This window comes from Sphaerochaeta pleomorpha str. Grapes, from assembly GCF_000236685.1.
Taxonomy (GTDB): domain Bacteria; phylum Spirochaetota; class Spirochaetia; order Sphaerochaetales; family Sphaerochaetaceae; genus Sphaerochaeta; species Sphaerochaeta pleomorpha.
In genome coordinates this window covers 2,555,346-2,575,363 of sequence record NC_016633.1, presented here as the reverse complement: position 1 = coordinate 2,575,363, position 20,018 = coordinate 2,555,346, and the positions used below count along the sequence as shown (strand labels likewise).

The window sequence follows — 20,018 nt, the reverse complement described above, 5'->3', positions numbered from 1 at the left end:
TGGCAAAATGGCTGTGTAATTAACTATATTTGCTCTGTTGTTATAAAAAATTGCCATATCACAAATTCAATTTATTGCTTTTCCCCCCTGCATGATGCAATACTGTCAGAAACCAACGAACCAAACATCAAAAACCCGAAAGGGAGGAAACTGCATTGAAAGTCCAGGAAAAAGGGGTGCTACCTGCATCAGAGGTCTACTTCCACACGGCAAGTAAGACTGCCCAGACAATTTTCTTCCATATACTGTGTTGCGGGAATTATGATTGCGACCTTCACTACAAGGTGAAACGAACCAGCTACCACAGCTACCTTTTGATACTCGTAGTAAAAGGTTCTGGGTATCTGCTCAGGGATGGAAAAAAGGAACCCCTGCAGACAGGGTCCCTAGCCCTTGTCGATTGCTACAACCCCCATGAATATGGGACAGACACAGGCTGGAAGATTCTCTGGTGCCATTTCAACAGTGCACAGGCTAACGATTGGTTCCATACAATCAAAGAAACATCTTCTTGCGTAATTCAATTACTCAACCCTAACCCTTTCGTGCTTAATCTCGAAAAACTGATCGGCATGTTCCAGAGAAACGGAGGGGCAAACGAAGCCTTCACCAATAAGCTAATCATAAACCTGTTGAGTGAATTTTTGATTCCAAATGAAGAAGAACCTGGGGAAAAGGGATCTCTGGACGATATCCTCGGATATATCAATGAGCACCTATTTGAGAAAATAGACGTTGACACCCTCGCCAGGAAAGCTTGTCTTTCCCCCTATTACTTTATCAGGACTTTCAAGACTAAAATTGGCTATACTCCCCATGAGTACATCATCAACACAAGGGTAAACGCCGCTAAATTCTATTTAAAAACCACCAAGGCTTCCCTGAAAGATATTGTCTATTCTTGCGGTTTCTCCAATGAGAGTTCGTTTTCCAATACGTTCAAGAGGTTGACTGGGTTCACCCCGCTACAATACAGGGAAACTGAAACTATCTAATACATTGTGAAAAAGGGCAGGTTACCCTGCCCTCAATCACAATTCACTTCTTCAAGACAAATTAGTCGGCATACTTGCCCATTACTTCCCGATAATTCTGGGGAGTGACAACTACTGCATCGACTGCAGTTTCCATGGGAACGGTTTTACCATTGATTACATCAAGAAGTACCTTTACAGACCCTGCCCCTACACTTTCGGATGAGAAGTATGCGGCTGCCTTCATCGCTGATCCACCTGGTGCCTTGAATTCGTCTTTGGCCATATAGGCACCAAGACCGACTACGCAGCTTGTCTTGTCCAGTCCTGCACTTTCAAGAGCACGGACTGCTCCAATGGTACCTTCCTCATTTGCTCCGGTAACCAGCCAAGTCTTAATCTCGGGGTGTGCAGTAAACACTGCTGAGGAAACTTGGTTTCCCTTATCCGTGGTGCCATCGTAGTCGGCATAGAAGATACGGTCTTTGGGGAACTCGGGACTGGCTGCAACGAACTTTGCATATTCGCCTTTTGCCCTTGGGACGCAAGAGGATACGGTATCCATGGTCATGAGCAGAAGACCTACCTCAGGATTGGTAACAAGATTGTTTTCCTTTGCATAGTTTGCAAGCCATGCACCGTTTGCTTCACCGATAACATAGGCATTGATACCTACCCAGGGTGCAATCTTCTTGCCATCTGTTTCGAGGGCATCATCAGCGGCAACAACAGGAATTCCTGCGTCGTTCATCTTATCCATGATAGCACTGCTCATGGTCTGGTCAGGGGTACAGGTTACGATACCTGCAGCCTTGTTTGCAATTGCATTATCAAGAGCCCGCAGATATTCTTCAGGACTCATTTTTGCATCAACATAGATAAAGTCATACCCGGCAGCCTCTGCGGCAACCTTTGCTGAAGCACCTTCGTCTATAAACCAAGTCTGATCCCCAGCTTTATAGATGCCATAGATAACCGGTTTTCCTGATTTAGCAGTAGCTTCCTTCGATCCATTGGCAAACAACATGCCAACACTACAAAGCACTAATAGCAACAGCACACCCATTTTTCTCTTCATGGTCCACTCCTTATTTTTATGGAGCCAAGCTCCATCGTTTTCAATAGTTCAATGCCAGGAAAAACAGCCTTGGCAACACCCTGAGCTGATTATTCCAATCAGGCTGCTATGCATTCGCGGCGGCTTTTTTACTTGCCTCAAGAAGCGCCTTCTCCCTGTTCTGTTTTCTGATAAAGTCACTGCTTAGCGCAATCAGAAGCAAAGCGCCACGTGCTACGTATTGCCAGAAGGACGGAACGTTTACCATGGTGAGGCCAGTATTGAAAGCCTGGATGAGCAGGATGCCCAAGAAAGCTCCTCCCATATCCCCGACACCACCGGCAAAGGAGATACCGCCCAGGACAGCTCCGGTAATGGCATCGAATTCCAAGTTGATATTTGCCGCAGGTTGCCCTGAATGCATTCTTGCAGAGAATACAATGCCACCAACTGCACTGAGGACACCCATGATCAAGAACATCCAGATGACAATCCGTTTTGGATTGAGCCCAGCAAGCCGTGCGGCAGATTTATTTCCACCTATTGCATAGATGCTTCTGCCGAAACGGGTCCTGGCAAGTATGAATCCAAAGATTATCATCATCACAAGCATGATCCAGACGGAGGCGGGAATGCCAAGGAAACGGATTTTCCCCAATGCGATATAAGAAGGATTATTGATTGCCACCGGTTTTCCACCGCAGATAATATAGGCGGCCCCCCTGATAATGGACTGGGAAACCAAGGTTGCGATAAAGGGCTGCAAATTAATTTCATTGACCATGAAAGCATTGAACAGCCCGATCAGGGCACCGGAAAGCAAGGTAAGGGGAACCACAATATAGAAGTTCACCCCGTGTGATACCAGCAACGCCGCGAAAACCCCGGAAAAAGCAACCACGGAACCAGGTGACAGGTCTACCTGTGCTGCAATGATCAAATAGGTTTCACCAATCGCTATCAACCCTGCAAGAGAAGCTGCAACCAATATATTAACCATATTTGTCGAAGACAGATAATTCGGATTCAGAATCGTAAAAAGAACCGTCACACCCACGATTGCAATGATGAGGATAATTTTTCCCCCATCCATTTTCTCGAATTTAAACTTCTTATTCAGCATGTATACACATCTCCCCTCTGGATCAATGAATTTTCTCAGTCATAGCCAAGGCCAGCAAACTGCTTTCAGTTGCATCTTTTCTCTCGACAACGCCACTGATTCTTTTGTTTTTCATTACTATGATTCTATCTGACAAGCCAATGACCTCGGGCAATTCACTCGAAATCAAAATCACCCCAAGGCCTTGGCGGGCAAACTCACCGATCAGATTGTAGAATTCGTTCTTTGCTCCCACATCGATACCTTTGGTAGGTTCATCCAGGATCAAGACTTTCGGTTTTGTAGCCATCCATCTTGCAACGATACATTTCTGTTGGTTTCCGCCAGACAGTTCAGAAATCATCTTTTTGGCATTCGGGGTCTTTATTTTAAAGGCCTCTATCCCATCACTAACCAGTTTAGCCTCTGCTTCCCTGTCGAGAACCCCTAGTTTATTTGAATTCTGGTCCATGGCACCGATTGCGATGTTCTCCGCGACATTAAGATTTTCCAGTATTCCCTGATACTTCCTGTCTTCTGGAACCAAGACTATCCCGTTCAGGATCGCTTCATGGGGATTCCTATTTTGAATCTCTTTCCCATCCAGGATGATTTTCCCCCCTTTGAGGGTATCAGCACCGATAATGGCCCTCATCACTTCCGTACGGCCAGCCCCGACAAGTCCGGAAAACCCTAAAACTTCCCCTCGCCGAAGAGAAAAGGAAACCGGTTCAACATATTCACTTGTTATGTCTTTCACTTCAAAATAGACTTCCCCGACATTCTCATTGCGGGCAAGTTTTGAAAAACCGTCACGCAAATCCCGACCAACCATCAGTTTTATCATTGTTTTCTCGTCTGTGGTCTTGGCATCCAGGAGTGTTACGAATTTTCCGTCTTTGAATATGACAACCCGGTCAGCTATCCGCTTTATCTCGCTCATTCTATGGGAAACGTAAATGATTACTTTCCCTTCACTTTTCAATTTCTCGATGATATTGAAGAGAATATCTATCTCTGAATCACTGAGTGAAGCGGTTGGTTCATCGAAACAGATACAGGTAAGGTTTTTCCTGCTGTAGGCCTTCATGATTTCAATCATCTGCTGGTAGGCAATTGATAAATCCTTGACTTTATCAGTAGGTTTGATTTGCTGGAGGCCGAAATCATGTATTATTTTTGCAGCCAGCGCATTCCCTTTTGCAATATCGATAACACCAAATCTGTTGACCGGCATGTTTCCGAGAAAAACATTTTCAGTGACTGTCAATTCCGGCAGGATCTGCCGTTCCTGGTAGATGATACTTACCCCTGATTCTATTGCCTGGTGAGGATTGCTGAAATGGACATGGTTGCCATTTAGCAGATAATTGCCTTCGCTTGGCTGGTAATCACCATTCAAGATTTTAAGTAAAGTCGATTTGCCAGCACCATTCTCTCCCAGAAAGGCAACAACTTCCCCTCCTTTTGCGGTGAAGCTTACATCATCAAGAGCCCTGACCCCTGGGAAGTATTTTGTTATATGCTGGAATTCAACAGAATATTCCACTTTTCTATCTCCTCATTCTCTATCGTTCTCTACTTTTCTCATAAACTCTACCATGACTTTTTTTATAACGAATTAGCTAATATTGCGATAATATTATAAAAAATTGCTCTAAATTATATCAGATTTTAGGTCATACTATATCCATCAAAGGTGGTTTTTAATGCAGGAGCAAATTGAAATAAAAAACAAGCAACTATCCTTGGTTCTCTCAAAACAAGGGTGTTCAATGCAACAACTCAGCGTAAAGGGCCTAGCTTCGCCATTGATGAGCCTCTTGCCACTTTCTGAGGGCAACCTCCCAAAGTCTTACAGTGGGTACACCATAGGCCCTTTGTGCGGTCGTACAAGACAAGGAACCATAACGATTGGGAAAAAGGTATATCAACTTACCCAGAATGAAAAGGGCAATCACCTGCATGGGGGGACCCATTCTCTTTCCCATTTTCATTGGGAGATAGAAAATCAGTCAGGAGCTTCAGTTCAGATGCAGGTTTTCCTTCCTGACGGTACCGATGGATACCCAGGGAACAGGAGAGTTCACTGTATGTACACCCTCTGTGACCATTCAATTGTCATTACCCTTCGCGCTTTTACGGACAAACCCACTTTCTTCAATATTACCAATCATGCCTATTGGAACCTGAATTCAGATTTCTCCACGGACATACATGCCCATGTATTTCATTTTCCTGCTTCCCACTATTTCCTGAATGACGGCGATTTCCTTCCCCTGGAAAAAGCCCCGGTGAAGGGGACATCCTTTGATTTCACTGAACCTAGAAGTTTTTTGGATTCCCTCGCTTTTTGCTCTCCCAAAGAACAGATTGCAAATGCAAAAGGTATAAACCATGGATTCTGCACAGACAGGGCAGAGGTATCTGGAAATACCGCTTCACTTGTCGTTGAATCCGATGCCCCTGACCTCTGGTTCTATAGCGGGGGGTTCCTGGGAAAAGAAACCCAATTGGCAAACGGGTCTTTTGCCCACCCCAGCTGTGCCTTTGCATTGGAACCGCAACAAGTCATAAACCAAGAGCCTACCTATCCTTGCCAACAATACTCCCGCACCATAACGTATACGCTTCTCACTTGAACCATTCGACTCCCGATTCCTCCACGGTCTTTGCAGAGCCAAGGCAAAAAATCTCCCCTTTTGCTGAAGCCATAATAGAAAAAGCCGTACGGTTCTGCCTCGGGAGAGACAGACCTACCGCCTGAGAGGGCATGAAGCTGCTCAAGTACTCCACACAGGTCGAATAACTGCCAGTATACGTTTCCTTTGAGCTGCAAGCGGGTAATAGCCCGGTATGCGATAGCTCGCTATCAGCAACAGCGAAGAATTGGGTATTCTTTCTTCATTTCACCCCGTATGTTTCTTCTTCCCTTTGTTTTCTTCTTTCTTTATTTCTTTTCGGGAGACTCTAGGCCCCTTTGCCTAGGGGGGGGAATCCAATCGGCATATTTACTTTCCAAAAAAATCCCCGATACTGGTACATAGGGGGACACTCCTCGTTGACAGGAAAGGATATACCGCTATGAGAAAACTCAAATTACAGGTACAACTGACCCTCGATGGCTTTATGTGTGGACTCTATGGCGAAATGGATTGGATGACACTGCCCTGGGACGACCAATTGAAGAGCTATGTTCAAAAAATCACCGATTCTGTTGACTGCATAGTCTTGGGGCGAAAACTTGCCGAAAAGTTCATCCCCTACTGGGCATCCTCCCCAAAGGGAGAAGATGCCTTGGGCATCAAGAAAATGAACGAGACGCAGAAAGTCGTCTTTACCAAGACTCTGGTAGCATCAGAATGGGCCAATACCATTTTGGCAACCGGTGATCTGGAAGAGGAAATAACCAGGCTGAAAAATCAAACAGGAAGGGACCTCATTGCCTATGGGGGAGTATCCTTTGTCTCAGCATTGGTAAGGCACTCTCTCATAGATGAGTTCAACTTGTTCATCAATCCCACCTTAATCGGCAGGGGACAGTCAATTTGTCTTGAGCTGGAAGCAAACCAGACACTCTGGATTAAAAAGGCAACATCCTTTCCGTGTGGAATCGTTGCTTTAAGATACGTTTTGGCCAAGGATTTCTGACCCAACCCTCTACCTTGTCATCGCTACGGAAGAATCGGCACACCCTCAACTTTGGTTCTTAACTGTATTGCATTTCAGATGACTTCAACAATCGGCTCGATTCTGACTTCCGTCTTCATTGAATTGGAGATCAAGCAGTATTTTTCAGCCTTCGAAAAAAGGTTGAGGGCTTTCTCTCTTAGTTCTTCATCGGCAATGACCAGTGTCGGGGTAATGACAATCTGAGTCATCCAGAAACCTGCCTCCGTTTTTTCAAGGGTCCCCCTGGCCTCTGAATGATAGCCTTGGAATTCCAGTCTTGCTTTCTCGGCAAGGGATAGGAACGTGGTCATCAGGCAAACTTCAGCAGAGGCGACAAACAGATGTTCAGGAGACCAGATCCCTGCATGGCCGCCAGGAAACTGGGGAGGGGTAGCTACCTCAATTGAAGAAAGGCCTTCCGAAGAAAGCATTCCTTTCCTCTCTTCACTCCATTGGACTGCAGTATGATAGGTATGTACTTCAGACATGGTAAACTCCTTTACTATGGTACTTCCCCTTAACTATATGGCGGTAAAAGATACTTGGCTACAGGGTTCCCTGGCAATTGACTGCTCTCTATGCAGGGAAGGAAAATAAAAGAGTCCTACCCTCCGCAAGGAAAAGCAGGACTCTCTACATTGCCCAGAAATTGGACTGAAATGTATTACATTTCCTTGATCAAGGAGAAATCACCTGAAACAGCTGCGCGGAGAATCGGTTCCATGTAGGTATCGACATCGTCAATAGTCATGGGAACAGGCATATTCTGGAGTTTCATCTTCAACTGGGGATCTTTGGCCGCATTCAGAGCCCTTTCGATATACGTATCGCCAAAGCCCTTGAGTTCCCCGAGGGTAGTCGGGGCATTGATGCTCTTGCCATAGGCAACCATAGCCTCAGCTACCGCCAAAGCCAAAGGCCTCCCGTTCAGATTCTCGATATCGGCATCGGTATATCCGAAATCCTTGAAAATCTTTCCGACAACCTTAAGCTGGGGCTGGATCGCCTTGGAATAGAATACCGCATAGTACGGGTTCATGATACCGCAAGCAGTGCCATGGCCCACAAGGTCGACCAAAGAGAAGCTGGTAAGGTGGGCACCACTGGTCCCTCCGACCATGATGGCATACCCGCCAAGGTCCGTTGCCAGGCCGATAGCTTCCCTTGCTTCAAGGTTCTTGGGATCCTTGACAAGGATCTTTGCATTTTCAGCGCAGAGGCTGATAGCCGTTGCGGCCAGTTCTCCACAAAGAGCCTGTTTCTCGCCCTTTGCCCCACAATAGACCTCAAAGGTATGGGCAATGGCATCGAGGGCTCCGTCAATCGTAACACTGATGGGCATCGAAACCGTTACCTCATAGTCGAATACACTGGTAGCGGGAATGACAGCCTCATCGACGATGAGTTTCTTCTGCCCTACTACAGGGTCGGTGATGTTTGAGTATTTGGTAAGGTGTGCCCCGCTGGAGGCAGAAGTCTGTACGGCAATCTGGGGAACCAGTTTCTTTTTGGTCCTTTTCAAATCCTCGGTAACAACACCAGTCCCGAAATAGTGGTCAACCTCTGGGGTAACCTCAGAACCAAGGGCAGCCAAGGCACTGGCACATTTACAAGCATCGATGGTGGAACCACCCCCGATAGCAACTATGCAATCGGGCTTGAACTGCAGAATATAGGTTACCAAACGATAGACGTCTTCACGGGGTGCATTCGGTTTTGCATCAGGGGCGACGGAACCTCCAGCCAAGGTAACCCCCTCAGCTTGCAAATACCCTACAACCTTGTCACAGACCGGCTTCATATAGGTCTGGTTGCTGACAACCAAAGCAGTTTTTCCGTATCCGGCTGCAAGCTTGCCAACTTGGTCGAGGACTCCCATGCCAAACACATAGTTGTCACCTTTCCAGGATTTCAACAACTCATACGCTTTTTTCTTATAATCCATACCTATCACTCCTCTATTTCTAAAAATTAAAAATTTCTACGTCCTACCCAGAAAATTCCATTATGGTATATTGTATACAATGCCAATAAAAATAGTTCTACTCTCTTTCCGAAATACCCAGGATTTTTTCCTTGTCTCGGCATTTATTTCTTATGGAACTACCTGTATTTTGCCATAGTATAGCAAAGATACAATCAGTTTAAAATTATCATTGGAAACAAATATATGTACATTTCTCTGTTTTACAAAACAAAACACTTGGATTTTAATGCTACAAGGGAATGCCGCACAGAAAATTGCACCAAAGACAAAGCTTAATTCCGCTTGTCCTTTGTACTGGTATACTCACCCCGGAACAACAAGGCAAGGTTGAAAACAGCTGCATCGCCCAGCTTTCGCGGGTCATAGCCGGTATCTCTCTCAATCTTCCGTAATTTATATTGAAGCGTATTGGGATGTTCATTCAACCTATCGGCAGCCCTATAAATTGACCCGTTCTCTTCATATAGAACCTGGATGGTCTTCATCGACTGGAGTATTTCCTCCTCTGAAAATCCTGAGAACACCTTGTTCATGAATGACTGCCTGGTTTTCTCGGAAATATCAGAAAGCAGGAGTTCCAGGTCAAGGTCCGAATAGAAGGTAATAGCGTTGCTTCCCCGTTGTCTGGCGGAAATCTGGGCTTTGAGGGCCTTGGAATACTGTTCGTGGATTTTCAAATAATCTTCACAGGCCTCATCGATACCGATAGATATCGCAATATGGGGGTTGGAGAATTTTTTCAGGAGATTTTCGGCAACAGAGAGTAGTTTTGCATCGGAAGGGGCAATGAGGGTAGCCACCAGGACATTGGAGGTTTTGAAAGCAGTGTTGGAAGCATGCAGCAGAAGAATCTCACGTTCTATGGAATCCTCAATACTGTCAAGATTGATCAGTTTTGAATACGGTGAAGATTCTCCCTTGATCTCGTTCAAAGATATGACCATAATCCTACGATGCACTGTTATATCGATGCCAAAATCCCTCCCACGTTCCTTCAAGGCCTCTGAAACCTCAGTCTGTGCATTGCATATCCATTCAATCTGGAATCGAGTCCGGGCAATCTTGTTTCTGGTCTTCTCATTCTCCCGTTCTTTACCCTGAATGAGAATCTCAGTCATTTTCTTGATGATCTTGCCGTAGGAAACAGCTTCTTTATATGGACCCGTGATACCCACGACCCCTACTATCTGGTGGTCGATGACAATAGGAAGGTTGGTTCCTGCACAAGTGCCTTTATACTGGGCAGTATCCATGACAACCAGCTCATCAAGCTTCTCATCGATGATCTTCTTAGTTGCCTCATGGAAATCGCCGACCCTCTGGGGATCGGAATTCGCAATGATGATTGCATCGCTATTCACAATATTTAGCTTAAGCTTGGTAAGGTTGGACAATTCCTTGACAATCTCATCTGCGTCTCTCTGTGATATTTCCATTTTCCTTTTGCACCTTTTTCCACTCGATACCCCAAGTATTTGCATTATTGCAAAGACTGTCCAGTACTCTGAAGTCTTTATCATCAGCTGAGACACTTGCGTTTTGGAATTTCCTACCGTACCATATAGTATGACTGAATGTACCGCTACCAATGCATTTCTTTCGAAGCACAGTATGTTTGGAGGTTTAACCGAGGAAGAGCTGGAGGTTATCCACAAACTTCTTGACGAAAAACACTATGCAAAAGGTTCACTCATCCTACGGCAAGGGGAGCCAAACAATAGTGTCTACTTCATCTTGGAAGGATCTGTTTCAATTCGAAAACATTGCCTTTCAGATGACAAAAATGACCGTGAGATTACTGTTCTCCATACAGGCGACTCATTTGGAGAGATGGAATTGATTGACATCCAAAGTTGCGCCGCCTCAGTCGTATGCCTTACAGACACCACGGTAATTACCCTGAGCAACAAAGACCTGTACACGCTTTCAAAAGGTCATCTCATGACCTATACCATGATTATCTTGAACCTTGCCAGGGAAATAAGCAGGAGACTCAGGGCAACAGACAACCTGCTTGCCCTTGTAACCACCAGGCAGGGAACTTCGCTCTAGTTACGCCATAGGAAACCCAAGGCTCGTTTTCCCAGTATATAATCGTCGAAAACAACCCTTGCAGGACTCTGTGCCAAAGAAAGACAAACATGCAGGGGCAGAAGGTGCTCTTCCCGTGGATGGCAATACCTGGCAAACGGTGCTTACTCCCAGTTCAAAAGCAATTCTTCCCGCTCAAATTGGGTGTGCTTTTCTGAGCAGGCATCGATAAGATAGTTCTGGAATGCATCATTTTGGCTATCGTTCTTCTGGCCACCTTCCCAGGAGAATGCATGCATATTATGGAAAGAGAAGCCCGAACCGATCCATAGGATGTTTTCTTCGAGCAAGGGAGAAAGCGCTTTACCTAACACAAGGTGTTGTTTGCTATCCAGGCTATGGAGAAGAGACAGCTGAATTACCGGGATATCGGCTTGGGGATACATCAGTTTCAAGGGAACAAAAACCCCGTGGTCATACCCTCTTTTTTGGTCAAGCTGGGCATGAATGCCTGCCTGCTCGAGTAAGACAACCAGCTTCTCTGCCAAAACAGGATTTCCCAAGGCTGGATACGTAATGTTGTAAGCCTCCTTGGGAAAACCGTAATAATCATAGAGCAGGGGAGCTTTCTTGCTGGAGATAACGGTTGCTTCTGCTTCCTCCCAGTGGGCACTGACTACTACGATTGCCTCTGGCCTGTGCAAATGGGCAGGCAGATCTTTCAGAAACGCAACCATAGCTTGGTGACTTTTATCGCCAAGCAAAGGCAAAGGCCCTCCCCCATGGGAAAAATATACGACCTGGCCCTTTCGTGTATCGAGTTTCATGTCATTCTCCTTTTCATGCAACCTACCTTGACAATATACCTAAAACCAAGCAGATGCAAAAAAAAATCAATCCACTGTATATTTCAGGCTTTTTGCAAGACTATCGGGATTCTCGTAATGTGAAAAAGATAAAGCATTATTAAAAATTACAGGGAATACCCTATAAGTAGTGAAAAAACCCGCTACTTTGGTTTGGATTGTCAGCGAAATTCCAATATAGTAAACCAAGACAACCATTTTATTTCTTCCAAGGGATGACAGAATATGAGAACCATTGAATTCACATTACTCGCCCTGGTATTTGGTTCAGTTATCGGATCCTTTGCCTTCAATAAGAAAAACAAAAGGAGGCAGGCCTTCCTGCTCGTTCTTTCCAGCATTGTTTTTTTTGCCCATGGGGTTGTTGAAGGTTTGCGTCTCCAAATGGGTTGTGTCTACCTTGCCCTGCCAATCCTTTGGCTTATATTTCTATTTAGCAAGAAAAAGATAAGCAGGAAAAAACAAATAAGCGTTATTTCCCTCTCGTTGCTCTGTCTGCTGGGGACCCTTCTTTCCCTGTATCTATTCCCGGTTAACACGATGCCAAAACCCACTGGACCCTACACGGTGGGAACTGATAGCTATGAGTTGACAGAATCGGGAAGAAAAGAGCTCTATGGCCAAGAACCCCATCTGGACAGGCATATCAGATTCCAGGTCTGGTACCCAGCAGACACAAAAAAGGGAGGAAAGCTGACTAAGTGGCTCGTTGATGGCAGAAAAGTTGCCTCAGGGATCCCTGTGATGTACAAGCTTCCCGATTTCCTTCTCGACCACACAGCGCTGGTAAAATCCCATAGTTATAAAGGACTTCCGATAAGCAACAAGGAACAGACCTACCCTCTTGTAATCATCTCTCACGGATGGACAGGTTTTTCCAGCCTCCATTCCGATCTCGGCGAGATGTTTGCAAGCCATGGTTACATAGCGGTAAGTATCAATCATACCTATGGGGCCGCTGTAAGTGTTTTCGAAAACGGAGAAGTGGTATATGTAGATCCAAAAGCGCTTCCTGACAGAGCATCGGTTAGTAACTTCGATGTCTATTCCCACGCCTTGGTCAGTACGTTCGCCAACGATGATCGTGCCGTACTCGATTTTATGGAAACCAATCCTTTTTTTTCCGACAGGATAGACAAACAAAGAATCGGGGCAATGGGTCATTCCACCGGTGGTGGAGGAGCTGTCAGCTTTGCAATAACCGACTCTAGGATCAAGGCTGTGCTGGGTTTCGATGCGTGGGTTGAACCAATCGATACAAATATCTTGGAAAAAGGACTGCAAATTCCCAATGCTTTTCTTAGAAGTGAGCAATGGGAAACAGGACCAAACAATGCATTTCTCAAGCAGCTCTTTGAAAACACAACAGTTAAACCAAGCATCTACCAGGTCCAAGGTGGCAACCATCAGGATTTTTCCATGTTGTACATGTACTTACCGATAACCAGAATTTTGGGAGCGACCGGCAGTCTGGATCCTTTAAAAAACGCAGAGATCCAGCAAAGCTATGCACTCACCTTCTTCGACCAAAACCTAAAACAAGAGGAAGTGGATTTGCAAACTTGGTTCAGAACCCATATAGCTGTCTCGAAAATTACCGAATTCGAATAACCCATCCCCTTTCCAATCCTTGCCATTACGGACAAGACAGTACAACCTACGGAGAAAATTCAAGATAATGCATGCAAAAACCCGACTTTTAATCGCCATGACCGCTTTTGGTACCATTGCCCTATTTGTAAAAAACATTCCTCTCCCTTCTGCTGAGATAGCCTTGTACCGTGCTGTCATCGCTGCCGTTTCCATTTTCCTCTACCAGTCTTTCAGGGGAAATCGCCTTAATCTTGCCAAGGCAAAAAAAGACAGTCTCCTTCTGTTACTCTCCGGCTGTGCCATGGGATTCAACTGGATTTTTCTCTTTGAGGCTTACCGGCACACTACTATTGCAATAGCTACCCTTGCCTATTACTTTGCACCGGTCATTGTCATGATTGTTTCAACGTTTCTCTTCAAAGAAAGGCTTACCAAAAAACAGGTTTTCTGTTTTTTCATGTCGACTGCGGGACTCATCCTCATACTCGGGACAAAGGGGACTGAGGCGTCCGCCAATCATCTGCTCGGAGCAGGACTGGGCCTTGGAGCCGCAGTGCTCTATGCAACGGTAATACTGCTTAACAAAGGAATCAAAAATGTCAGCGGTATAGACAGAACCCTCATGCAGTTCCTTTCTGCCATCATGACACTTATTCCCTACATTGCCGTAAGCAGGGGGTTCCATCTGGGACAACTGGGCATGACAGGATTGGCTAACCTGCTTATTCTGGGAATCTTCCATACGGCAATCTGCTATTGCCTCTTTTTTTCTTCCCTCACGGAGGTTTCCGGCCAACAAGTGGCCATCCTTAGCTATACGGACCCTCTGGTCGCAATTCTGACATCAGTGTTAATCCTGAAAGAAGGCATTACCACTTTCCAGGTTATGGGAGGATTACTCATTTTGGGATTCACGCTCTACAATGAGGTGCAACCAAATAAAAAAATTGCCGAGGCAAACGAAACCTTGCTGTAAAGCTGCTTTTTTGTGTTATTCGATGCCCTGTACTGAACAGTTTCTACCTTGACTCTTTGCCTGATAGAGGAGGGAATCGACCCGGCCAAGGATATCTGCATCGGTAAATCCGGTAACAGTATCAAGGGTCAAGACGCCAAAGCTTGCACTGACAAACGGAACCGAAGGGTTTCCCGCATGGACGATATGCAAGTCAACGATTCCGGTTCTCACCATCTCGGCAGTATAGAAAGCCTCTGCTGCGTTATAGTTTGGAAGCAATAGGACAAACTCTTCCCCACCATACCGAAATACGGTATCTGCATCGAAGTTCATCGATCCCAATAGCATCGAGGCCACCATTTTAAGACAATCATCACCCTGGACATGGCCGTAGAGATCGTTATATTCCTTGAATCTATCCAAATCAAAAATAACGATGGAAAAAGGGGTTTTTGATTCCGCACACGATAAAAGCACCTCACCCAGACGATTATCGAGCATCCGTCTGTTCTGCAATCCTGTCAGGCCATCGGAGGAAGCAAGAATTGCCAGTCTCTTGTTGATTCGCCCGAGCTCTTCCTGTTGCTGGAAAATATAGTTCATTTGGGTATTGTTTCTCACGGCATTCTTCCAAACCATAAAGGAAAGCAGACTTCCAATACCGACTGCCGTTAGCGCGTTGACCCGATTAGAAAGGACCACTGAAGGATTTAGTTGGTAAATTCCTATCAGTGAGGAAAAAAGTAAATAGCCAAACGAAAAAATGGCAATTGCCAGGATAGGCCGCAACTGGAACATAAGCGAAATGATGATGCAGGCAACCAGAAAGGGGGTTATACTTGCCGTCACAATCTGATCCAACGTCACCAGGTAAATACATCCGATAAAGGTCGCCCCAATTACAATGAATTGGAGAACCATTTCATAGATAGTTCGCTCACCGGTTCTTCTCTTTTTCTGCAACCAACTGAGTAGGGCTATTACGAGCATGATCGAAGTCAAGGTGATATGGGTCATTTCAATTCCCCTTCTCCAGTACTCCTCCCCAGCTGATGCGGTTTCTGTAAAAAAATGGAATAACAAGACATGGGAGAACGTTATCAGGCTTCCCATAAGGGTAATGACAGGCAACCTGTTGAAATTGGAATCATTGATGGTAATCAGGACCCTTTTATCAACAGGTATCAATCCGAGCTGTAGTTTCAGCCAAGGAATAACCCTTTTTGCTATAGTTCTTTCACTTTTCATCAATTCTCCTCATGGTATGCATGCAAAGGGTCTTTAAATTACTATACGGTGGCAAATTTGTATTGTCCAGAAAGAAATAGGCAGTATCAGAAATGGTTGCCTATCTATTATAGGCGAAAATAGAGGGGGAGGATTTGAAAAACCAGGCACGCATTTCCCTGTATATATCCCTGCAAACTATGCGCTTCTGCATTTTAAATCAAAAAGAAAGCTATTGCATACTACAAAAAAGCAAGAAGGATTTCACTACACGAACCACTCTGTTTTAAGCGAATTATCAAAGATTACAGTTACTCAAGGCCAAACGGAGAAGCAATTAATTGCTAGGGAAAACTATTTGACCTAGGAAAATCTATAACACCTATGGTATAGTTTTGTCATGCTTAAAAGTAGCTGTTCTCAAAAGTCTAGTTCCCCCCATATTCGAAAGACTCTCTTCAAATACAGCTTTCTTGTAGCGACATGTCTTTTGCTACCCCTAACAAGCCTCTTTTCTGCAGAATTACCAATTATTAGGATTTCGGTAGAAAACACAGCATCCCATGTACAGACCCAGGCTGTTGAAAAATTTGCAAAGGCTTTGCAGCAAAACCTTGCAGGAACATATGAGATCCAGTTCTTTCCTGCAGCTTCACTCTTCAAAGACTCAGATATATTCGGAGCACTCAGCCAGGGAAAAGTCGAGATAGCAGTCCCGGGAACCTGGCAGTTTGACCGCTATATCCCAGAGGTCGGTTTGTTTCTGCTCCCTTCGCTCTATGGGAAAAAAGCTATAACCACCTACAACCTTATGCAAAGTCCCTTGGGAGAAAAGATCATTACCGCAATTGAGAACTCGATGGACGTAAAAATCCTCGGAAGATGGATTGACCTCGGCTACATCCAGGTATTTAGCACTGAAAAGCCAATACGCAACCAGAAAGACTATATAGGAAAGCTCATCAGGGTTGCCGGGGGAAAAGGGAATGTTTTCAGGCTGGAAACCCTTGGGGCAAAAGCAGTATCAATCGCCTGGACAGATTTACCTCTTGCGCTTTCCCGCTCAAAGGTTGACGGTATCCTCACTTCCTACGAATCGGTTGCAAGTGCCCGTCTATGGGAATACGGGATAAAACAGGTATATGAAGACAACCAGTATTTTGCCCAGTATGTCCCAATTATCTCGGCGCCTTTTTGGTCTCGTTTACCCAAAGAGGTACAGCAAACACTTCTTACTACCTGGGATTCAATTGTCGATCAGGAACGGTTTGATGCCAAGTACGCCCAGGCAATTGCAAAAGAAAAAATCCGTGCAAAGAATATTGCAATCAAGGTTCCCCCAGAAAAAGAAATACAGGAAACAAGGGACCGATTATTATTGACAGAGAAGGAAACTGCCACCAAACTGGGTATTCCTACTGAAACATATGCCCTCCTCAAGCAATTCTTTCTTGAACAAGAGACTCTCTAGATCAGAAAGGCACCATGAATAAATACCTTATGACCATTAAAAACAAACAATATATACGCTTCTTTCTAATCCCTACTATTCTCTGTCTCATTTTGGCTATTTCGGTTGTATTTGTCTTGCTCAACCAACGCAAAGGGGAGCTTGTAGACCTTGAAAACCGCTCCCAGCTCCAGACCAGTCTCCTCTCGGAGAAAATTGCGGGTAAGTTGAATTCCCTGGAATTGGTTCTTTCCATGATTAACCAAAGCGCCCGCTCCATGGATCTGGATAATGAGACAGACCGCGAGAGACTTATTTCCCTGGTAAAATCCCAATTGTATTTGCAAGATGACCTTGAGGGGCTGTGCATCCTCTCCCCTGATGGTTCAAAAATCTATTCAAGCTTCCACATAATTACAGAAAACCTGCTTGAAAACCAGCAAAGAATGATAACGACCCATACGAGGCAAGACATCTCGTTCTCCCTGTTTTCCTTCATTGACAATAAAGCCTGGCATCTTGTCCTAAGCCGGAGTCTCTTTGACCAGAGTGGAGACCTTGTTGCAATAGTTGGTCTTCTCATAGAAACCCATTCGTTTTTTGATCTACTTTCCGTAACGGAAATCCCAGGACTCGAAAGAGCCATCCTTTTCGATACTGCAGGAAAGACCATCGCAACCTGGAACCAAAAGGATGCCTTGGGTAAAGAGACAATACACCTAGAGGAAAACATTCACCTGATTCCTTCGTTCTCCGATTCAAACATACTGAATACCCAAGATCAAACAATCAATGCCGGAATCAAAACCGTACGTTTCGAAAATTCCCTGTTGACCACGGTCAAACTGGGAAATTTTCCCTTAAGCCTAGGTATGGAAACATTTATAGACAAGGCAATGGCTTCATATGACAATGCATTGGTTATCAGCATGTCCGTTCTTTTCCTGTTCATCATTATTTCTTTGACGGTCATCACCCTCCTGGGAAAGCAGGTAATCGAACAGGAACAGGTACAGCAGGTCATGATGGATGAGCTTTCTGAAAAAGTTAAAAGCCGGACAGCGGAACTGGAGAAACTAAGTACCCTGGATAGCCTTACCGGTTTGATAAACCGGAGAAAAATCAATTCCTTGCTAGCTGAGCAAATTGACAACCGAAGCAAAGAGCCTACCTTTTGCTGTATCATGATTATTGATATTGACCATTTTAAGTTGGTAAATGACAATTTTGGTCACCAGACGGGTGATGAGGTGTTAATTCATATTGTCAGGGTACTGCAGCAAAGCCTGGGACCCCTTGGGACGCTCTCCAGGTGGGGGGGAGATGAACTTCTGGTTTTGCTTCCTTCCCATAGTGCACAGCAAGCTTTGGACATCGCAAAAGACCTATTGGTTCATATCAGGGATAATCCGTTCTCACCCGATATAATGAGCACGATAAGCATAGGGATTGCCCAGTACCGGGAGGGTGAATTAAGTTCAGATTTGATTTCCCGTGCCGATACCGCACTCTACGAGGCCAAGGGTTCCGGACGAAACAGAGTAATCCTTGGTTAGTGCCTGCTTTCCTTGGCTTTTTCCTCATTCTCGGCAATCCTATACCGCAATAGTTTCCGTATGAGATCCTCGGGGAGTTTTGCACCCAGGGGAAACTGAATGGTCCCCTTTGAAGTATGATATCCCGCAAGCTCATGCGCGAAAGCCTCTATGCCGCTAGGAAGCGGATAGAATCCGATATGCTTCTTAAAGCCAGCAAAAAATACAAGCGTTCCTTTATATTTGAAGGTCGGCATGCCCCAACTGATGGTCTCCACAACATCGGGAGCCTCTTCGTGGATTATTGCACGCAATTGCAGTAACAGTAATTGTACAGCCGGAGGGAATGTAGAGATGTACGCATCCACCCTGGTATCGAATCTTTCCATGTTCCCTCCTTTACTAATCGCTGTTTGATTGCCTGCCAAAGTAATCTTGGTAGGAACAGGAAAGGGATACCGACTCTCCAGCCAATATCCCTTCTCTCCCTACAGGACTGCTTTATTTTGTCAATCTATCGATCTCTGCCAGCTCGTCTTTGGTAAACGGACGGGAATTGCCCACAGCCTGCAAATTATCTTCAAGCTGTGCGACTGAGCTCGCCCCGATCAAGACTGAGGTAACCCTTGCATCCTTGAGCAACCAAGATATGGCCATCTCCGAAAGAGTCTGCCCCCGTTTTCTGGCAATAGCGTTCAGTTGGTTCAACATCACGACCATTTCAGGGGTAATCTTGTCCGATTTGAGAAAACGGTTCTGGCTGGCGCGGGATCCAGAGGGAATCGTGCCATCGAGATACCGGCTGGTCAAGAGACCCTGGGCAAGCGGGGAAAAGCAAATCATGCCAATCTGGTTATCCATTGCATCGAGCAGGTGGTCATCCTCTGTCCACCGGTCGAGTATCGAATACCGAACCTGGTTAAGGATACAGGGGCAACCAAGTTCATCAAGGATTTTTTTTGCCCTGAGTGCATCCGCTGCATGGTAGTTGCTGATCCCCACATATAAAGCTTTTCCCTGCCTTACCAACTGGGCCAAGGCTCCCATTGTCTCCTCAAGGGGAGTCTTTGGGTCGGGTCGGTGATGGTAGAAAATATCCACATAATCAAGGCCCAAACGTTTCAAACTCTGGTCGCAACTGGAAATAATATATTTGCGCGAACCAAAATCACCATAAGGACCCGGCCACATCAGATAGCCGGCTTTGGTAGAGACCAGCATCTCGTCCCGATAGGAAGAAAGCAGGTGTTTCACTATTTTCCCGAATCTTTTTTCTGCACTTCCCGGTTCAGGACCATAATTGTTTGCAAGGTCAAAATGGGTAATACCCTTGTCAAAGGCTTTGCAGATTATGTCAGACGTCACTTTATCATCAGCATCCGTTCCGAAATTATGCCAAAGCCCCAGGGAGAGCTCAGGCAACTGCAAACCGCTATGTCCAGCATACCGGTACTTCATCTCTTCATATCTGTTATTTTCTGGTGTATAGCTCATACAGTGATAATACAACGATAAGAGTACAACTTCAAAGCTTTTCCGTCAGGGTTTCTTCATGCTATACTCCTA

At 45.3% G+C, this 20,018-nt stretch carries 18 protein-coding genes; 8 read left to right on the top strand and 10 right to left on the bottom strand.

The features are described from left to right. Positions 1-155 precede the first annotated feature (155 nt). Positions 156-995 carry an AraC family transcriptional regulator gene (locus tag SPIGRAPES_RS11710; protein WP_014270964.1) on the top strand — a complete coding sequence of 280 codons (840 nt, stop codon included), beginning with the start codon at positions 156-158 and terminating at the stop codon, positions 993-995. A gap of 61 nt (positions 996-1,056) precedes the next feature. On the opposite strand, the gene SPIGRAPES_RS11705 is transcribed toward SPIGRAPES_RS11710, so the two are convergent. The 3 genes from SPIGRAPES_RS11705 to SPIGRAPES_RS11695 form a co-directional block, all read right to left on the bottom strand. Further along, a complete protein-coding gene (locus SPIGRAPES_RS11705; protein ID WP_014270963.1) occupies positions 1,057-2,052 on the bottom strand; it encodes an arabinose ABC transporter substrate-binding protein in 996 nt (331 codons plus the stop codon). 106 nt (positions 2,053-2,158) lie between these two features. Next, positions 2,159-3,154, bottom strand: a complete 996-nt coding sequence (locus SPIGRAPES_RS11700; protein WP_014270962.1) for an ABC transporter permease — start codon at positions 3,152-3,154, stop codon at positions 2,159-2,161. Positions 3,155-3,176: 22 nt separating this feature from the next. Further along, the gene (locus SPIGRAPES_RS11695) at positions 3,177-4,682 is read right to left on the bottom strand and encodes a sugar ABC transporter ATP-binding protein (RefSeq protein ID WP_014270961.1); all 1,506 of its coding nucleotides are present in this window, start codon (positions 4,680-4,682) and stop codon (positions 3,177-3,179) included. A gap of 160 nt (positions 4,683-4,842) precedes the next feature. Here SPIGRAPES_RS11695 and SPIGRAPES_RS16635 point away from each other — a divergent pair, with 160 nt between their 5' ends. Then, a complete protein-coding gene (locus SPIGRAPES_RS16635; protein ID WP_014270960.1) occupies positions 4,843-5,775 on the top strand; it encodes an aldose epimerase family protein in 933 nt (310 codons plus the stop codon). 442 nt (positions 5,776-6,217) lie between these two features. After that, the gene (locus tag SPIGRAPES_RS11685; RefSeq protein WP_014270959.1) at positions 6,218-6,784 is read left to right on the top strand and encodes a dihydrofolate reductase family protein; all 567 of its coding nucleotides are present in this window, start codon (positions 6,218-6,220) and stop codon (positions 6,782-6,784) included. Between the two features lie 74 nt (positions 6,785-6,858). Here the strand turns inward: SPIGRAPES_RS11685 and SPIGRAPES_RS11680 are convergent, their stop codons facing one another. The 3 genes from SPIGRAPES_RS11680 to SPIGRAPES_RS11670 all read right to left on the bottom strand — a co-directional run bounded on the left by SPIGRAPES_RS11680 (position 6,859) and on the right by SPIGRAPES_RS11670 (position 10,228). Beyond that, positions 6,859-7,293 (bottom strand): OsmC family protein, encoded by a 435-nt coding sequence (locus tag SPIGRAPES_RS11680; RefSeq protein WP_014270958.1) that lies wholly within the window; start codon positions 7,291-7,293, stop codon positions 6,859-6,861. A 176-nt stretch (positions 7,294-7,469) separates the two neighbouring features. Further along, positions 7,470-8,750, bottom strand: a complete 1,281-nt coding sequence (locus SPIGRAPES_RS11675) for an iron-containing alcohol dehydrogenase (protein ID WP_014270957.1) — start codon at positions 8,748-8,750, stop codon at positions 7,470-7,472. A gap of 314 nt (positions 8,751-9,064) precedes the next feature. Then, the gene (locus SPIGRAPES_RS11670; protein WP_014270956.1) at positions 9,065-10,228 is read right to left on the bottom strand and encodes a CdaR family transcriptional regulator; all 1,164 of its coding nucleotides are present in this window, start codon (positions 10,226-10,228) and stop codon (positions 9,065-9,067) included. Between the two features lie 130 nt (positions 10,229-10,358). Between SPIGRAPES_RS11670 and SPIGRAPES_RS11665 the strand changes: the two genes are divergently transcribed. Then, on the top strand, positions 10,359-10,844 hold the full coding sequence (locus SPIGRAPES_RS11665) for a Crp/Fnr family transcriptional regulator (protein WP_014270955.1): 486 nt from the start codon (positions 10,359-10,361) through the stop codon (positions 10,842-10,844). A 143-nt stretch (positions 10,845-10,987) separates the two neighbouring features. Here SPIGRAPES_RS11665 and SPIGRAPES_RS11660 read toward each other — a convergent pair whose 3' ends face one another. After that, complete coding sequence (locus SPIGRAPES_RS11660; protein WP_245535431.1) at positions 10,988-11,650, bottom strand: DODA-type extradiol aromatic ring-opening family dioxygenase; 663 nt, start codon at positions 11,648-11,650, stop codon at positions 10,988-10,990. 264 nt (positions 11,651-11,914) lie between these two features. On the opposite strand from SPIGRAPES_RS11660, the gene SPIGRAPES_RS11655 reads away from it, so the two are divergent. Both SPIGRAPES_RS11655 and SPIGRAPES_RS11650 read left to right on the top strand, forming a co-directional pair. Beyond that, positions 11,915-13,300, top strand: a complete 1,386-nt coding sequence (locus tag SPIGRAPES_RS11655; RefSeq protein ID WP_014270953.1) for an alpha/beta hydrolase family protein — start codon at positions 11,915-11,917, stop codon at positions 13,298-13,300. 67 nt (positions 13,301-13,367) lie between these two features. After that, positions 13,368-14,258 carry a DMT family transporter gene (locus SPIGRAPES_RS11650; RefSeq protein WP_014270952.1) on the top strand — a complete coding sequence of 297 codons (891 nt, stop codon included), beginning with the start codon at positions 13,368-13,370 and terminating at the stop codon, positions 14,256-14,258. Positions 14,259-14,273: 15 nt separating this feature from the next. On the opposite strand, the gene SPIGRAPES_RS16630 is transcribed toward SPIGRAPES_RS11650, so the two are convergent. After that, positions 14,274-15,488 (bottom strand): GGDEF domain-containing protein, encoded by a 1,215-nt coding sequence (locus SPIGRAPES_RS16630; RefSeq protein WP_014270951.1) that lies wholly within the window; start codon positions 15,486-15,488, stop codon positions 14,274-14,276. A 379-nt stretch (positions 15,489-15,867) separates the two neighbouring features. Here SPIGRAPES_RS16630 and dctP point away from each other — a divergent pair, with 379 nt between their 5' ends. After that, complete coding sequence (dctP, locus tag SPIGRAPES_RS11640) at positions 15,868-16,938, top strand: TRAP transporter substrate-binding protein DctP (RefSeq protein ID WP_014270950.1); 1,071 nt, start codon at positions 15,868-15,870, stop codon at positions 16,936-16,938. A 14-nt stretch (positions 16,939-16,952) separates the two neighbouring features. Next, the gene (locus SPIGRAPES_RS16625; protein WP_014270949.1) at positions 16,953-18,473 is read left to right on the top strand and encodes a sensor domain-containing diguanylate cyclase; all 1,521 of its coding nucleotides are present in this window, start codon (positions 16,953-16,955) and stop codon (positions 18,471-18,473) included. Here the strand turns inward: SPIGRAPES_RS16625 and SPIGRAPES_RS11630 are convergent. Both SPIGRAPES_RS11630 and SPIGRAPES_RS11625 read right to left on the bottom strand, forming a co-directional pair. Continuing rightward, positions 18,470-18,841 (bottom strand): iron chaperone, encoded by a 372-nt coding sequence (locus tag SPIGRAPES_RS11630; protein ID WP_014270948.1) that lies wholly within the window; start codon positions 18,839-18,841, stop codon positions 18,470-18,472. The genes SPIGRAPES_RS16625 and SPIGRAPES_RS11630 overlap by 4 nt on opposite strands. Positions 18,842-18,953: 112 nt before the next feature. After that, positions 18,954-19,946 carry an aldo/keto reductase gene (locus tag SPIGRAPES_RS11625; RefSeq protein WP_014270947.1) on the bottom strand — a complete coding sequence of 331 codons (993 nt, stop codon included), beginning with the start codon at positions 19,944-19,946 and terminating at the stop codon, positions 18,954-18,956. Between the last annotated feature and the right edge of the window lie 72 nt (positions 19,947-20,018).

Bases quoted from the DNA above. Each gene is read 5' to 3' on its own strand.
- SPIGRAPES_RS11680 (WP_014270958.1), bottom strand. From the start codon at position 7,293: ATGTCTGAAGTACATACCTATCATACTGCAGTCCAATGGAGTGAAGAG.
- SPIGRAPES_RS11655 (WP_014270953.1), top strand. From the start codon at position 11,915: ATGAGAACCATTGAATTCACATTACTCGCCCTGGTATTTGGTTCAGTT.
- SPIGRAPES_RS16635 (WP_014270960.1), top strand. From the start codon at position 4,843: ATGCAGGAGCAAATTGAAATAAAAAACAAGCAACTATCCTTGGTTCTC.
- dctP (WP_014270950.1), top strand. From the start codon at position 15,868: ATGCTTAAAAGTAGCTGTTCTCAAAAGTCTAGTTCCCCCCATATTCGA.
- SPIGRAPES_RS16630 (WP_014270951.1), bottom strand. From the start codon at position 15,488: ATGAAAAGTGAAAGAACTATAGCAAAAAGGGTTATTCCTTGGCTGAAA.
- SPIGRAPES_RS11700 (WP_014270962.1), bottom strand. From the start codon at position 3,154: ATGCTGAATAAGAAGTTTAAATTCGAGAAAATGGATGGGGGAAAAATT.
- SPIGRAPES_RS11685 (WP_014270959.1), top strand. From the start codon at position 6,218: ATGAGAAAACTCAAATTACAGGTACAACTGACCCTCGATGGCTTTATG.
- SPIGRAPES_RS11650 (WP_014270952.1), top strand. From the start codon at position 13,368: ATGCATGCAAAAACCCGACTTTTAATCGCCATGACCGCTTTTGGTACC.
- SPIGRAPES_RS11625 (WP_014270947.1), bottom strand. From the start codon at position 19,946: ATGAGCTATACACCAGAAAATAACAGATATGAAGAGATGAAGTACCGG.
- SPIGRAPES_RS11630 (WP_014270948.1), bottom strand. From the start codon at position 18,841: ATGGAAAGATTCGATACCAGGGTGGATGCGTACATCTCTACATTCCCT.
- SPIGRAPES_RS11670 (WP_014270956.1), bottom strand. From the start codon at position 10,228: ATGGAAATATCACAGAGAGACGCAGATGAGATTGTCAAGGAATTGTCC.
- SPIGRAPES_RS11660 (WP_245535431.1), bottom strand. From the start codon at position 11,650: ATGAAACTCGATACACGAAAGGGCCAGGTCGTATATTTTTCCCATGGG.
- SPIGRAPES_RS11665 (WP_014270955.1), top strand. From the start codon at position 10,359: ATGACTGAATGTACCGCTACCAATGCATTTCTTTCGAAGCACAGTATG.
- SPIGRAPES_RS11675 (WP_014270957.1), bottom strand. From the start codon at position 8,750: ATGGATTATAAGAAAAAAGCGTATGAGTTGTTGAAATCCTGGAAAGGT.
- SPIGRAPES_RS11705 (WP_014270963.1), bottom strand. From the start codon at position 2,052: ATGAAGAGAAAAATGGGTGTGCTGTTGCTATTAGTGCTTTGTAGTGTT.
- SPIGRAPES_RS16625 (WP_014270949.1), top strand. From the start codon at position 16,953: ATGAATAAATACCTTATGACCATTAAAAACAAACAATATATACGCTTC.